At 68.3% G+C, this 13,590-nt stretch carries 12 protein-coding genes; 8 read left to right on the top strand and 4 right to left on the bottom strand.

What is annotated here, in order from left to right:
- Positions 1-21: 21 nt before the first annotated feature.
- Together MKD38_RS01215 and MKD38_RS01210 are read right to left on the bottom strand one after the other, a co-directional pair.
- Positions 22-624: a GNAT family N-acetyltransferase gene (locus MKD38_RS01215; protein WP_252674306.1), complete on the bottom strand. Its 603-nt coding sequence runs from the start codon at positions 622-624 to the stop codon at positions 22-24.
- Positions 625-641: 17 nt separating this feature from the next.
- Positions 642-1,523 carry an AAA family ATPase gene (locus tag MKD38_RS01210; protein ID WP_062797882.1) on the bottom strand — a complete coding sequence of 294 codons (882 nt, stop codon included), beginning with the start codon at positions 1,521-1,523 and terminating at the stop codon, positions 642-644.
- 540 nt (positions 1,524-2,063) lie between these two features.
- On the opposite strand from MKD38_RS01210, the gene MKD38_RS01205 reads away from it, so the two are divergent.
- A complete protein-coding gene (locus MKD38_RS01205) occupies positions 2,064-2,411 on the top strand; it encodes a c-type cytochrome (protein WP_115679871.1) in 348 nt (115 codons plus the stop codon).
- Positions 2,412-2,421: 10 nt separating this feature from the next.
- On the top strand, positions 2,422-2,820 hold the full coding sequence (locus MKD38_RS01200) for a c-type cytochrome (protein WP_018005503.1): 399 nt from the start codon (positions 2,422-2,424) through the stop codon (positions 2,818-2,820).
- Between the two features lie 78 nt (positions 2,821-2,898).
- Here the strand turns inward: MKD38_RS01200 and MKD38_RS01195 are convergent, their stop codons facing one another.
- The gene (locus tag MKD38_RS01195) at positions 2,899-3,849 is read right to left on the bottom strand and encodes an FAD:protein FMN transferase (protein ID WP_371925614.1); all 951 of its coding nucleotides are present in this window, start codon (positions 3,847-3,849) and stop codon (positions 2,899-2,901) included.
- A gap of 370 nt (positions 3,850-4,219) precedes the next feature.
- On the opposite strand from MKD38_RS01195, the gene nosZ reads away from it, so the two are divergent.
- The 6 genes from nosZ (at position 4,220) to MKD38_RS01165 (ending at position 12,428) form a co-directional block, all read left to right on the top strand.
- Positions 4,220-6,160 carry a TAT-dependent nitrous-oxide reductase gene (nosZ, locus tag MKD38_RS01190; protein WP_252674304.1) on the top strand — a complete coding sequence of 647 codons (1,941 nt, stop codon included), beginning with the start codon at positions 4,220-4,222 and terminating at the stop codon, positions 6,158-6,160.
- Between the two features lie 70 nt (positions 6,161-6,230).
- The gene (locus MKD38_RS01185; RefSeq protein WP_252674663.1) at positions 6,231-8,837 is read left to right on the top strand and encodes a 4Fe-4S binding protein; all 2,607 of its coding nucleotides are present in this window, start codon (positions 6,231-6,233) and stop codon (positions 8,835-8,837) included.
- Positions 8,834-10,120 carry a nitrous oxide reductase family maturation protein NosD gene (locus tag MKD38_RS01180; RefSeq protein WP_252674303.1) on the top strand — a complete coding sequence of 429 codons (1,287 nt, stop codon included), beginning with the start codon at positions 8,834-8,836 and terminating at the stop codon, positions 10,118-10,120. Before MKD38_RS01185 ends, MKD38_RS01180 begins: the two co-directional genes overlap by 4 nt.
- Entirely contained in the window at positions 10,095-11,036 is a 942-nt protein-coding gene (locus MKD38_RS01175) for an ABC transporter ATP-binding protein (RefSeq protein WP_252674302.1), read from the top strand. The genes MKD38_RS01180 and MKD38_RS01175 overlap by 26 nt, the downstream gene beginning before the upstream one ends.
- A 10-nt stretch (positions 11,037-11,046) precedes the next feature.
- Complete coding sequence (locus MKD38_RS01170; RefSeq protein WP_252674662.1) at positions 11,047-11,883, top strand: ABC transporter permease; 837 nt, start codon at positions 11,047-11,049, stop codon at positions 11,881-11,883.
- A complete protein-coding gene (locus tag MKD38_RS01165) occupies positions 11,883-12,428 on the top strand; it encodes a nitrous oxide reductase accessory protein NosL (protein ID WP_252674301.1) in 546 nt (181 codons plus the stop codon). Before MKD38_RS01170 ends, MKD38_RS01165 begins: the two co-directional genes overlap by 1 nt.
- A 55-nt stretch (positions 12,429-12,483) precedes the next feature.
- Here MKD38_RS01165 and aroG read toward each other — a convergent pair whose 3' ends face one another.
- Positions 12,484-13,563 carry a 3-deoxy-7-phosphoheptulonate synthase AroG gene (gene aroG / locus MKD38_RS01160; protein ID WP_252674300.1) on the bottom strand — a complete coding sequence of 360 codons (1,080 nt, stop codon included), beginning with the start codon at positions 13,561-13,563 and terminating at the stop codon, positions 12,484-12,486.
- Positions 13,564-13,590 lie beyond the last annotated feature (27 nt).

Here is a 13,590-nt window from a genome sequence, read left to right as displayed (position 1 = left end):
GCTTTCAGTCGGCGCGGCGCGTCAGCGCGGGCGCTCGAGCTGGAATTGCAGGTGTTGTCGCACCGCCGGCCATTCGCTGGCAATGATCGAGAACACCACGGTGTCGCGCAGCGTGCCGTCCGGCATGCGCATGTGGTTGCGCAGCACGCCGTCCTGCCGGGCGCCCAGGCGCGCGATGGCGGCGCGGCTCTGCTGGTTCATCCAGTGCGTGCGGAATTCCACCGCGATGCAGTCGAGATGGTCGAAGGCATGGCCCAGCAGCATCAGCTTGCATTCGGTGTTCAGCGGCGTGCGCTGGACCCGGCGCGCATACCAGGTCGAGCCGATCTCGACGCGCCGGTTGGCCGCGTCGATATTCATGTACGTGGTCATGCCGGCCAGTTCGCCGGCCGCGTCGCGCACCGCGAACGGCAGCATGGTGCCGCGCTGCTGCAGGTCCAGGCGCCGCGCGATCTCGGCCTCCATGCGCTCGGGCGCCGGCACGCTGGTGTACCAGAGCTTCCACAGCTCGCCGTCGGCGCAGGCGGCGCGCAGGCCGTCGGCGTGCCCGGGGCGCAGCGGTTCGAGCGTGGCATGCCGGCCCGCCAGGGTCACGGGTTTGGCAAAAGCGGTCGTGTCGGTCATCGGGCTTGGCCGCGCGCTCAGCGGTTGGCGCGGTTCATGAACACCAGGCGCTCGAACAGGTGCACGTCCTGCTCGTTCTTCAGCAGCGCGCCATGCAGCGGCGGGATCGCGGCCTTCTTGTCCGGGCTCTTCAGCGCCTCGGGCGGAATGTCCTCGGCCATCAGCAGCTTGAGCCAGTCGATCAGCTCGGACGTCGACGGCTTCTTTTTCAGGCCCGGCAGGTTGCGCATCTCGTAGAACGATTCCAGCGCGGCGGCAACCAGCTCGCGCTTGATGCCGGGGTAGTGCACGTCGACGATCTGCTGCATGGTCTCGGCATCGGGGAACTTGATGTAGTGGAAGAAGCAGCGGCGCAGGAAGGCGTCGGGCAGTTCCTTCTCGTTGTTCGAGGTGATGATCACCAGCGGACGGTGCTTGGCCTTGACCAGCTCGCGGGTCTCGTAGACATAGAACTCCATGCGGTCGAGTTCGCGCAGCAGGTCGTTGGGGAATTCGATGTCGGCCTTGTCGATCTCGTCGATCAGCAGCACGACTTGCTCATCGGCCTCGAACGCCTGCCACAGCACACCCTTGACGATGTAGTTGCGGATGTCGTGGACGCGGTCGTCGCCCAGTTGCGAGTCGCGCAGGCGCGATACGGCGTCGTACTCGTACAGGCCCTGCTGCGCCTTGGTGGTCGACTTGATATGCCATTGCAGCAGCGGCATGCCCAGCGCGGCGGCGACTTCCTCGGCCAGCATGGTCTTGCCGGTGCCGGGCTCGCCCTTGATCAGCAGCGGGCGCTGCAGCGTGCGCGCGGCATTGACGGCGAGCTTGAGGTCGTCGGTGGCAACGTACTGGTCGCTGCCTTCGAAGCGGACCGGCTGGGAGGAGGCTTGGGCGTTGGCGGTGTTTGACATGAGGCAACCTGAGGTGGCGGCCGCTCGCGGACGAGGGCCGGGTTGGCGTGCTTGGCGCGCGGTCTCTTCGCGCTGTGACGCGCGCTTTCGTTATGGAAAAAGGGCCCGTGACGGGCGCCCGCGTGCCGCTGGCGGCAGCGTCCGCGAACGGTCGTGCGGATTCCCGGGATGGGCCAGTATAAAAGACCTTTGCGGTTCGTGTTGGGGCCGTCAGACAGGGTTCCGGCGGCCCGGACCGCTGGCTGGACTGGCAGGTGCCGGCTGCGGTACAATGCGGCGGTTTGACGCGCCCCCACGTCCAGTTCTCCAGTATCCGGCAGTCCGCGTTCAGAAGTCCCAGCGGCCCTTCCGGGTCGCGGCGATTGCGCGAGGTGGTTCCAGAATGGTGTTCCACACCCCGGCAAACCGACCGGATGCGACATCTCTGGCGGGTTGCACCTCGGGCCGACGGGCTGCCCTGGTTGCTCCGCAGAAGCATTCTGAAACCGTCTCCGCCCGGCAGGGCAGGTCACACGGTTTAACTTCCAATCCGCAAAGACAATGAAAAAGCTCCTCACGATGGTGGTGCTGGGCGCGGCTGCAACGGCCGTGCAGGCACAGGAAGTCAAGGGCAATGGAGACGCTGCCAAGGACAAGGTTGCAATGTGCATCGGATGCCACGGCATTCCGGGCTACCGTGCGTCCTTCCCCGAGATCTATGAAGTGCCGTTGTTGGGCGGCCAGAGCGCCAAGTACATCGAGAACGCGCTGAAGGCCTACCAGAAGGGCGAGCGCAAGCACCCCACCATGCGCAGCATCGCCGCGACGCTGACCGAGCAGGACATCGCCAACGTGGCGGCCTACTACTCGCAGCAGAAGGCCGATACGCAGAACAATTCCCTCAGGTAAGAGACCCCACATGAAGACGCTCAAGACGCTTTCGTTCGCGCTCGGCGCACTCGTGCTGGGTGCTGCCGCCATGCCGGCCTCGGCCGCCGATCTTGCCAACGGCAAGACCCTGGTCGAAAAAGGCAACTGCGTGGCCTGCCATGGCGCCGGCATGAACAAGCCGATTTCGCCCGACTACCCCAAGCTGGCCGGCCAGCATGCCGACTACCTGTATCACGCGCTGATGTCCTACCAGGTGTCTGGCAATGCGCTGGTGGGCCGTTCCAACGCGATCATGGCCGGGCAGGTCAACGCCAATCCGGCGGTCACCGGCAAGGATGGCAAGCCGCGCCCGTTCACGCGCAAGGAACTGAAGGACATGGCCGCCTACATCGAGTCGCTGCCGGGCGACCTGGTGCTGAAGAAGTAACGGCCGGCGGCGCTGGCCGCCTGCACGCAAGGAAGCCGCTTCGCTCGAAGCGGCTTTTTTTCGTCCGCGGCAAGGTGTTCAGGCCAGCCGCAGACGTTGCGCCATGCCTGCCGACATCCATCGGCCGCCGTCGCCCACGATCAGCCCATCGATGCCGGCGCCTCCGCCGACCAACCGAGCCCAGGCTGCCTGGCCGGCCACCATCAGCGCGGCGCCCAGTCCGTTTACCGCGGCCACGGTGGGTGCCACCAGCGTCACCCCGTGCGGCCCGGCCGACGGCAGGCCGGTGGCGGGATCGAGCACATGGTGATAGCGCCGGCCGCCGATGGCAAAGCAGCGCTCGTAGTCGCCGGACGCCACCACCACGGCGTCGCTCACCTGCAGCACGCCTTGCAGCCGGGCCGGCGCGAGCGGGTCGCGCAGGCCGATGCGCCAGTCGCGCCCCTGCAACTGGCCCATGGCCAGCACATCGCCGCCGCCGTTGATCATCGCATTGGCCAGTCCGTGGCGCCGCAGCACCTGCATGCCCGCATCGAGGATCGGCAGCTTGGCAATCCCGCCCAGGTCCAGGCGCATGCCGGGGCGGGCCAGCATGGCCTGGCCGCGGCGGGCGTCGAGCCGCACCTGCCGGTAATCCACCAGCGGGCGCTCGCGCGCCAGTTCGGCGGCGTCGGGCAAGCGGTTGCCGTCCGCGCCGAAGCGCCAGCCCGCGAACGCGCCGACGGTGATATCGAAGGCGCCGCGCGATCGTGCCGAAATTGCCGCGGCGGCTTGCAGCACCGTCATCAGTTCCGGCGCCACGCGCACCGCGTGGCGGCCCGCCGCGCGCTGCAGCGCGTTGACCTGGCTGTCAGGGCGATAGCGGCTCATCAACTGCTCCAGCCGCGCCATCTCGGCAAAGGCCGCGGCGATGGCGGCCTGCACCGCGCCGTGGCAGTTGTCCTGCACGACGATGTCGACGCGCGTGCCCAGCAAGCGGCGTGATGCACGCGTGACCGAGGGATCGGCCAGCGCCGGCCGCACGAACATCCCGGTGGCGAGCAGCGGCACGCTCGCGGCGCTGCGGACGAGGGCGCGGCGCCTGCGGTCGATGTGGTCAACGTGGTCGATGTGGGGAAGGGAAGGCTGTGCAGGCAGTAGGGTCTTGAAGCGCATGACGAGGGTGGTATCGATCGCGAAAGCGGCGGTAAGCCTTGCCGTGCCGCCATTCTGTGTGCGCCGCCGGAGAAAAACATGCATCGATAATGAATATTCAAGAGAACCATGACGATCATCAACCTCGATCGCGCCAACTGCTTCGACCATCTGTAGCCGGCAGCAGCAAGCCACCACAAGACAACACAAGCAGCAAGCCGGCGGAGCGGACTCCGCCTTTGCCATGACGGTTCGAGGAACGAAGATGACCAGGCATACGCAGCATCCCCTGCCAACCCACGATGCACCGGCTGCGCCCGGACGGCGGCGCTTCATCAATACCGCGGCGCTCGCCGGCCTTGCCGGCGTGGCGGCGTGCACCGACAACGGTGGCGCGCCGGTCGCGGCGACAGCTGCCAGCGGCGCCGGTGCCCACGCCACCCATGCCGGCAACACCGCTACCACGGTGCACCTGAAGCCCGGCGAGCTGGACACCTACTACGGGCTGTGGAGCGGCGGCCATGCCGGCGACATGCGCGTGCTGGGCCTGCCGTCGGGGCGCGAGCTGCACCGGATTCCGTGCTTCGTGCCGGACGCGCTGACGGGGTGGGGCATCACCAATGAATCGAAGCGCGTGATGGGCACGCGCCCCGACGGCAGCCTGCAATACACCGTCGGCGATACCCATCACGTGCATGCCTCGTACAAGGACGGCAACTACGACGGACGCTATGCCTGGATCAACGACAAGATCAATGCCCGGCTGGCGCGCATCCGGCTCGACTACTTCATCTGCGACAAGATCACCGAGCTGCCCAACGTGCAGGGCTTCCACGGCATCTTCCCGGACAAGCGCGATCCCGTCGACGCCAGCATCAACTACACCACGCGCGTGTTCTGCGGCGCCGAGTTCGGCGTGCCGCTGCCCAATACGCCGACCGAGGACGGCACCAAGTACCGCTCGCTGTTCACCTGCGTCGACGCCGAGACGATGGCGGTGCGCTGGCAGGTGCGGATCGACGGCAACTGCGACCTGGTGGCGACTTCGTATGACGGCAAGCTGGCCGCGACCAACCAGTACAACGTGGAAATGGGCGTGCGCTTCGAGGACATGATGTCGGCCGAGCGCGATGCCTGCCTGTTCTTCAACATTGCCCGCATCGAGGCGGCCGTGAAGGCCGGCAAGTTCAGGACCATCGGCGACTCCAAGGTGCCGGTGGTCGACGGCACGCATGCCGCCAACCAGGACCCGGCCACGGCGCTGACCGCCTATGTCTCGGTGCCCAAGAACCCGCACGGCGTTAACGCCAGTCCCGACCAGAAGTACTTTATCTGCGCCGGCAAGCTGTCGCCGACCGGCACGGTGATCGAGCTGGCCAGGGTGCTGGACTGGTTCGACGGCAAGCTGGCCAAGCTGGATGACGCCATCGTGGCCGAGGTCGAGCTCGGCCTGGGGCCGCTGCATACCGCCTTCGACGGGCGCGGCAATGCCTACACCACGCTGTTCCTGGACAGCCAGGTGGTCAAGTGGAACATCGACGCGGCGATCCGCTTCCACCGTGGCGACAAGAGCGCCAAGTACGTGATCGACCGGCTCGACGTGCAATACCAGCCCGGCCACCTCAATGCCTCGCAATCCGAGACCGTCGCCGCCGACGGCAAATTGCTGGCGGTGGGCTGCAAGTTCTCCAAGGACCGCTTCCTGCCGGTGGGTCCGCTGCACGCCGAGAACGAGCAGCTGATCGACATCTCCGGCGACAAGATGGTGCTGCTGGCGGACCATCCGGTGCACAGCGAACCGCACGACTTCATCATCTTCCGGCGCGAGCTGCTGCGGCCGAAGCAGGTCTACGCGCTCGACGATTTCCCGCTGGCGATCAAGGATGCGCAGCAATCGGGCGTGGTCCGCAACGGCCGCAAGGTGACGGTGAAGCTCACCTCGCAGGCGCCGGTGTTCAGCCTGCGCGAGATCAAGCTGAAGCGGGGCGACGAGGTCACGCTGATCCTGACCAACCTCGACAAGATCGAGGACCTGACGCACGGCTTCGCCATCCCGAAATACAACATCAACTTCATCGTCAATCCGCAGGAGACGGCGTCGGTGACCTTCGTCGCCGACAAGCCCGGCGTGTTCTGGTGCTATTGCACCCACTTCTGCCACGCGCTGCATCTCGAGATGCGCAGCCGCATGATCGTCGAGGCCTGAGACGGCCCGGCGCGGAGCATTGCGCGCGGCGCCTTGCCGCGGGCAGCGCCGCGCCTGCCGCCTTTCCATGATGCACGCAATCTTCAAAGGACTGGCCGCGGTCCTGGCCGCGTGGCTGCTCGCGGCCGGCCTGGTCGCGCCGGCGCATGCGGGCGCCTACGAGGCCGAGCTGCCGCCGCAGCTCGCCACCGCCGCCGACCTGTGCGCGCTGGTGCCGTGTACGCAGGTGCTGCCCGGCGCCACGCATTTTTCGGCGCGCCTGGGCCAGCCGCCCTATGTCGAGGGCTATCGCACCGGCCCCGGCGGCGCGCGCGAGCTGCTCGGCTACGTCATGCTGTCCACCGACATCACCGATACCCCGGCGTATTCGGGCAAGCCGGTGGTGACGCTGATCGGCATGGACACGCAGGGCCGCTATGCCGGCGTCAAGGTGCTGAAGCATTCGGAGCCGATCCTGCTGCTGGGCATCCCGGAATCGGCGCTGCTGGAATTCAACCGGCAATACGTCGGCAAGTCGGTCGCAGACAAGATCGAAGTGGGGCAGTCGCGACCCGACGAAGGCGTGGTCGGGGTCGATGCGATTTCGGGCGCCACGGTGACGGTGATCGCGCAGAACCAGGTGCTGACCACGGCGGGTGCGGCGGTGGCGCGGCAGGTCGGCATCCTGGCGCCGACGCAACGCGCGCCGGCGCGCTACGTTGAAAGCGGCACGCACTACAGCTGGCCGCAACTGGTGGCGATGGGCGCGGTGCAGCGCCTGCTGGTGCAGCCCGCGCAGGTCGGCCTGCCAGGCAGCGGCGGGCCGTTTATCGAGCTGTGGTTCGGCGACCTCAATCATCCCGATATCGCACGCAGCGTGCTGGGCGATGCCGGCTGGCAGGGGCTGCGCGCGCAGGTGCGGCCGGGCGAACATGCCATCTTCGTGATCCGTACCGCCGGCACCGAGTCGTTGAAGGGCTCGGGCTTCGTGCGTGGCGGCATCTATGACCGGGTGCAGGTGCGCCAGGACGCCGACGCCTTCACCTTCCGCGACCTCGACTACCTGAACCTCTATGGCGTGGCCGCGCCGGGCGCGCCGGCGCCGACCGAGTCGGCGATCTTCGTGATCCGTTCGCCGGCGTTCTCGGCGGCGTATCCGTGGAAGCTGTCGTTCCTCGGCAACCGGGTCGACCGCGCCACCGGCACGCGCAGCTTTGCCAGCTTCGACGCGCCGTACTGGCTGCCGGCGGCGCTGCTGCAGGGCGGCCGTCCCCATATCGACGTGCCCGAGGCGCCGTGGCGCAAGGTCTGGCGCCGGCAGGCCGGCACCATCGCGCTGTTCGTGGCGCTGCTGGGCGCGGTCACGCTGGTCTACGCGCTGCGCGACCGCCTGACGCGGCGCTCCACCCACCGGCACAAATGGCCGGTCAACGCGTTCAAGTACACGGCCTGGGCCCTCAGCATCGTCTTCGTGGGGTTTGGCGCGATGGCGCAGCCTTCGGTAACGCAGGTGCTGACGTGGTTCCACGCGCTGCTGCTGCGCTGGGACTGGGCCTTGTTCCTGAGCGACCCTTTCATCTTCTGCTTCTGGATCTTCATCATCGTCACGGTGCTGCTGTTCGGGCGCGGGCTGTTCTGCGGCTGGCTGTGCCCGTTCGGCTCGCTGTCCGAGGCGCTCTACAAGCTCGGCCGCTTGGTGGGGCTGAAGCGCTGGCAGCGGCAGTTGCCGCGGCGCTGGCACGACCGGCTCAAGTGGGTCAAGTACGGCGTGTTCTTCGGGCTGCTGGCGGTGTCGGTGTTTTCGATGGGGCTGTCCGAGCGGCTGGCGGAGATCGAGCCGTTCAAGACCACCTTCCTGGTCGGCATCGCGAACCGCGCGTGGCCCTACGGGCTGTTCGCGTGCGCGCTGCTGGCGCTGTCGTTGTTGATCGAACGGCCCTACTGCAAGTACCTGTGCCCGCTCGGCGCGGCGCTGGCAATGCCAAGCACGTTTCGCTGGTTCGGCCTGCGGCGCAAGCCTGAGTGCAACCGCTGCAAGGCGTGCGCGGCGGGCTGCGGCGCGCAGGCGATCGATGCCGATGGCCGCATCGACCAGCGCGAGTGCCTGCATTGCCTCGACTGCATGGTGCTCTATACCGATACGCACGGCTGCCCGCCGCTGGCGCGCGAGCGCAAGCGGCGCGAGCGCGACGGGCTGCCGCTGACGCCGGTGGGGCGCGACGGGTATTTCATTCCGCTGGTGCCGGTGACGGCCGCCGCGGCACAGCCGTCGGGCCCCGATCCGCGCATGCCGACCGAGCCCGTGACGCCGCCCTACGCCGCCACGATCGGCGCCGCGCGCTGCTTCGCCGAGCTATGGGACCACCTGTGGCCCTGGAGCGGGCAGGGCTGGCGCTCCGCCGCGGCGTTGCAGCTGGCAGGTGTGGCCGTCGCGCTGGCGGCAACCGTGGCGTGGGCGCTGGCGGCCAGCGGGCAATTGCGCGCCGGCGCGGTGATCGGCTGGTGGCTGGGCTGGAGCCTCTACGAGGTGCTGATCCGCCTGTCGGCAAAGCGCTATGTCAAGGACGGCCCGTGGTGGCGCGGCCACCATCGCCGCGCCACCGTGATGGACATGCTCAGCTATGTCGGCTTCAAGAACCTGCTGATCGGTGCCGCGCTGTTCCTGGCGCTGAAGGCGATGGGGATGCTGGCCGCATGAAGCTGCTGTTCGGTATCGCCTTCCTATGCCTTGCGTGCGAGCCAGGCTGCGTGCAAGCAGCGACCTGGCGCGTGCAGCCCGGCCAGTCGCTGCAGGCGGCGATCGATGCCGCGGCTGCCGGCGACACCATCGAGATCGCGCGCGGCCACTACATCGGCAACTTTACCGTCTCCAGGCCGCTGGTGCTGCGCGGCATCGCGCGGCCCACGCTCAGCGGCGCTCTGCGCGGCGATACGCTGCGCATCGCCGCGCCCGACGTGACGGTCGAGGGGCTGATCGTGCGCGACTCCGGCGACAGCCTGAAGGACCAGAACGCCGGCATCTACATCCAGCCCGGCGCGCACCGCGCGGTAGTGCGGCACTGCGAGCTGACCTACAACCTGTTCGGACTGTGGATCGAAAAGGCCGACGAGGTCCGCGTCGAGGCCAACACCATCACCGGCAAGCGCGACTACAACTCGGCGCAGCGCGGCAACGGCGTGCAGCTCTACAACACGCGCGGCGCGCGCATCCTCGACAACCACATCAGCTTCGTGCGCGACGCGCTCTACGTCGACGTCTCGCACCATGCCGTGTTTCGCGGCAACCGGCTGCACCATAGCCGCTATGGCACTCATTACATGAACTCGTACCACAACCTGTGGGAAGACAACGACAGCTACCGCAACCGCGGCGGACTGGCGCTGATGGAAGTGCGCGACCAGGTGGTCCGCAACAACCGCACCTGGGCCAATGCCGACCACGGCATCATGCTGCGCACGCTGCAGGACTCGGTGATCGAGGGCAACGTGGTCGCGCACAACCAGCGCGGCTTTTTCATCTACGACGTCGAGTATGCGCAGCTGCGCGGCAACCTGGTGCTCGGCAACGCCATCGGCGTGCACCTGTCGGCAGGATCGACGCGCAACGTGGTGCAGGGCAATGACTTTATCGGCAACCGCGAGCCGGTGCGCTATGTGGGCGCGCGCGACGAGGCCTGGGGCGGACGCAACCCGTCCGAGCGCGCGCAAGGCAACTACTGGAGCAACTACCTGGGCTGGGACCGTGATGCCGATGGTGTGGGCGATATCCCGTACCGGGCCAATGACGTGGTCGACCGGCTCAGCTGGCGCTATCCGGGCGTGGCGCTGCTGCTGGGCAGCCCCGCGCTGCAGGCGCTGCGGCTGGCCGGGCGCCAGTTTCCGGTGATCCGTGCGCCGGGAGTGGTCGACGAATATCCGCGCATGCGCCCGGCCCGCGCCAACTGGAGGCAATGGCATGAGCCGGCCGACGCCAGCCGCTGAACCGGCCATGGATGCCATCGTGCTGTCCAACGTCAGCAAGCACTTCGGCGCGCTGCGCGCCGTCGACGATGTCAGCCTGAGCGTGGGGCAGGGCGAGCTGCTCGGGCTGATCGGCCATAACGGCGCTGGCAAGAGCACGCTGTTCCGGATGATGCTGGGTCTGTTGCCGCCGACGCACGGCACCTTGCGCGTGGCCGGTGCCAACGTGGGCGGCCGCGCATTTCGGGCGGCACGCCGCGGCATCGGCTACCTGCCCGAACATCTGGTGCTGCATGACAACCTGAGCGGCCTGGAGACGCTGCGTTTCTTTGCGCGGCTGAAGGGCGTGCAGGCGGACGCCTGCGCGCCGATGCTCGACCAGGTCGGCCTGTCCGCTGCCGCCGCGCGTCCGGTGCGCGAGTATTCGAAGGGTATGCGGCAGCGGCTGGGTTTTGCGCAGGCGCTGCTGGGCGCGCCGCGCGTGCTGTTCCTCGACGAACCGACCAACGGCCTGGATCCCGCCGCGATCCGCGACTGCTACGCCATGCTGAACGCGCTGCGCGCGAGCGGGGTGACCATCGTCATCACCTCGCACATCCTGGCCGAGCTGCAGCAGCGCATCGACCGCTTTGCCATCCTGTCCGCGGGCCGGCTGCAGGCCGCCGGCAGCCTCGAGGCGCTGCGCGCCCGGGCCGGCCTGCCGCTGACGCTGGTGCTGCGGGTCGAGGCGGGCGCGCGCGACGAGGCGCTGCGCCGGCTGCGCGCGCTGCCCGCGCTGCAGATCGACAGTGCGCCGCCCGGCGTGCTGACGGTGCGTTGTGCGCCCGCCGCCAAGATGACGGTGCTGGCCGCGCTGCAGCCGCTCGCCGGCCGGCTGCTGGACCTGCAGATCCACGAGCCGTCGCTCGAGGACCTGTTTCTCGGCATGAGGGGATGAGGGCATGAGCATGGGCGACTGGTTCGACGCGCGGCAGGTGGCCGCGCTGGCCGGCAGGGAATTCCGCGACCGCATGCGCAACCGCTGGGTGCTGGCGGTGGCCGCGGTGTTCACGGCGCTGTCGCTGGCGATCGGCTACTTCGGCGGCGCCGAGCAGGGCGTGCTGGGCCCGCGCTCGCTCGAGTTCGTCATCACCAGCCTGGCCAGCCTGGTGATCTACCTGGTGCCGATGATCGCCCTGCTGCTGGGCTTCGACGCCGTGGTGGGCGAGCGCGAGCGCGGCTCGCTGGACCTGCTGCTGTCGCTGCCGCTGACGCGCGGCGAGCTGCTGCTGGGCAAGTACCTCGGCCTGGCCGCCGCCCTGGTGCTGGCCACGGCCGGCGGCTTTGCGCTGATGGCGCTGCTGCTGGCGCGCCAGTTCGGCTGGGCCGGGCTGTATCACACCCTAGGCTTCGTCGCCAGCGCGGTGCTGCTCGGGCTGGCGTTCCTGAGCCTGGCGCTGTGGTTGTCGGTGCTGAGCCGCGACCGCGCGCAGGCGTCGGGACTGGCGATCGGGCTGTGGTTCTTCTTCGTGCTGGTGTTTGACCTGCTGCTGCTCGGCATGCTGGTCGCCGGCAGCGGAGCGGATGCGCAGCATGCCGCCACCGACTGGATCGCGTGGCTGCTGTTGCTGAACCCCGCCGACCTGTTTCGCATCGTCAATGCCTTTTCATTGGACCAGCTGCGCAGCGCCGGGGGCGTTGCCAGCATCGTGCCGCCCGCGCTGGCCAGTCCGTGGCCGACCGGCGCGGCGCTGCTGGCGTGGATCGCCGTGCCGCTGGGCCTTGCCGCCAGGAGTTTCCGCTGATGTGTACCCCGCTGTGTACCCCGTTCTCATGGCCTCGCCGCCACCTGTTGCTGACCCTTGCCGGCAGCGCCGTCCTGCTCGCCGGCTGTGGCCGCAAGCCGCAAACCGCGGCACAGCCGCAAGAGTTCGACGCCGCCACCGCGTGCGCGCTGGACGGCATGCTGCTGGCCGATTACGGCGGGCCCAAGGCACAGGTGTTCTATGCGGGCGAGGCGAGCCCGCACTGGTTCTGCGATACGGTGGAGATGTTCCAGGCGCTGCTGCAGCCGGAGCAGGTGCGGCCGGTGCGCGCGGCCTTCGTGCAGGACATGGCGCGCGCCGACTGGGAGCGGCCACGCGGCCACTGGTTCGACGCCACCACCGGCATCTACGTGGCCGGCAGCCGGCGCCACGGATCGATGGGGCCGACGCTGGCCAGCTTCAGTACGGAGAGCGACGCCACGGCCTTTGCCGCCCGCCATGGCGGGAAACCGCTGCGCTACGCCGAGGTGACGCCGGAACTGGCCGACCTCAGCGGCGGCGCCATGCACGACAGCCGGATGTAGCACGGCGGGCTGAGTGCCCGCCGTGGTTGCTTCGGTCGTTGCTTCCGTCTGCGCTTCAGTTGCCGCTGCCCGACACCAGCCGGCGCTGGCGCACCGACTCGGCCAGGCCCTCGAGCACCTTGACCGAGTCGTCCCAGCCGATGCAGGCATCGGTCACCGACTGGCCATAGGTCAGTTCGTCGACCGGCTGGCCCTGCACGTGGTCCTGGCGCCCGGCGACCAGGTGCGATTCGACCATCACGCCGATGATGCGCTGGTCGCCGCCGGCAATCTGGCGGCCGATGTCTGCGCACACCGGGATCTGGTTCTCGTGCTTCTTGCTGCTGTTGGCGTGCGAGGCGTCGATCATCAGGCGTGAGGCCAGGCCGGCCTTGGCGATGGCGTCGCAAGCTTCCTGCACGCTGGCGGCGTCGTAGTTGGGCGCCTTGCCGCCGCGCAGGATCACATGGCAGTCCTCGTTGCCCGAGGTCGACACGATCGCCGAATGCCCGCCCTTGGTCACCGACAGGAAATGGTGCGGTTGCGACGCGGCCTTGATCGCGTCGACCGCGATCTTGACGTTGCCGTCGGTGCCGTTCTTGAAGCCGACCGGGCACGACAGTCCCGAGGCCAGCTCGCGATGCACCTGCGACTCGGTGGTGCGCGCGCCGATCGCGCCCCAGCTGACCAGGTCGGCCAGGTACTGCGGGCTGATCATGTCGAGGTACTCGGTGCCGGTGGGCACGCCCATTTCGCTGATGGTCAGCAGCAGCTCGCGCGCGGTGCGCAGGCCGTCGTTGATCTTGAAGCTGCCGTCCATGTGCGGGTCGTTGATCAGACCTTTCCAGCCCACCGTGGTGCGCGGCTTTTCGAAATACACCCGCATCACCACCTCCAGCTCGCCGGCGAAGCGCTCGCGCTGCACCTTGAGCAGCTTGGCGTATTCGAGCGCGGCGCGGGTATCGTGGATCGAGCACGGGCCGATGATGACGATCAGGCGGTCATCCATGCCGTGCAGGATGCGGTGCATGGCCTGGCGCGCGCCGTAGATCACGTCCGAAGCCTGTTCGGAGCAGCCGAACTCGCGGATCAGGTGCGCGGGCGGCAGCAGCTCCTTGAGTTCGCGGATGCGCAGGTCGTCGGTGTTCTTCAGCATGATGGCTCCAGGATTCTTGTGAGGTCG

The sequence above is a fragment of the Cupriavidus sp. WGlv3 genome (assembly GCF_023952475.1).
Taxonomy (GTDB): domain Bacteria; phylum Pseudomonadota; class Gammaproteobacteria; order Burkholderiales; family Burkholderiaceae; genus Cupriavidus; species Cupriavidus phytorum.
The sequence above is the reverse complement of the archived record's forward strand: the minus strand, read 5'-3'. Positions and strand labels throughout refer to the sequence as shown.

Coding starts and splice junctions, on each gene's coding strand:
- MKD38_RS01175 (WP_252674302.1), top strand. CDS start 10,095: ATGAGCCGGCCGACGCCAGCCGCTGAACCGGCCATGGATGCCATCGTG.
- MKD38_RS01195 (WP_371925614.1), bottom strand. CDS start 3,849: ATGTTCGTGCGGCCGGCGCTGGCCGATCCCTCGGTCACGCGTGCATCA.
- aroG (WP_252674300.1), bottom strand. CDS start 13,563: ATGCTGAAGAACACCGACGACCTGCGCATCCGCGAACTCAAGGAGCTG.
- MKD38_RS01170 (WP_252674662.1), top strand. CDS start 11,047: ATGGGCGACTGGTTCGACGCGCGGCAGGTGGCCGCGCTGGCCGGCAGG.
- MKD38_RS01215 (WP_252674306.1), bottom strand. CDS start 624: ATGACCGACACGACCGCTTTTGCCAAACCCGTGACCCTGGCGGGCCGG.
- MKD38_RS01180 (WP_252674303.1), top strand. CDS start 8,834: ATGAAGCTGCTGTTCGGTATCGCCTTCCTATGCCTTGCGTGCGAGCCA.
- MKD38_RS01165 (WP_252674301.1), top strand. CDS start 11,883: ATGTGTACCCCGCTGTGTACCCCGTTCTCATGGCCTCGCCGCCACCTG.
- nosZ (WP_252674304.1), top strand. CDS start 4,220: ATGACCAGGCATACGCAGCATCCCCTGCCAACCCACGATGCACCGGCT.
- MKD38_RS01210 (WP_062797882.1), bottom strand. CDS start 1,523: ATGTCAAACACCGCCAACGCCCAAGCCTCCTCCCAGCCGGTCCGCTTC.
- MKD38_RS01205 (WP_115679871.1), top strand. CDS start 2,064: ATGAAAAAGCTCCTCACGATGGTGGTGCTGGGCGCGGCTGCAACGGCC.
- MKD38_RS01200 (WP_018005503.1), top strand. CDS start 2,422: ATGAAGACGCTCAAGACGCTTTCGTTCGCGCTCGGCGCACTCGTGCTG.
- MKD38_RS01185 (WP_252674663.1), top strand. CDS start 6,231: ATGCACGCAATCTTCAAAGGACTGGCCGCGGTCCTGGCCGCGTGGCTG.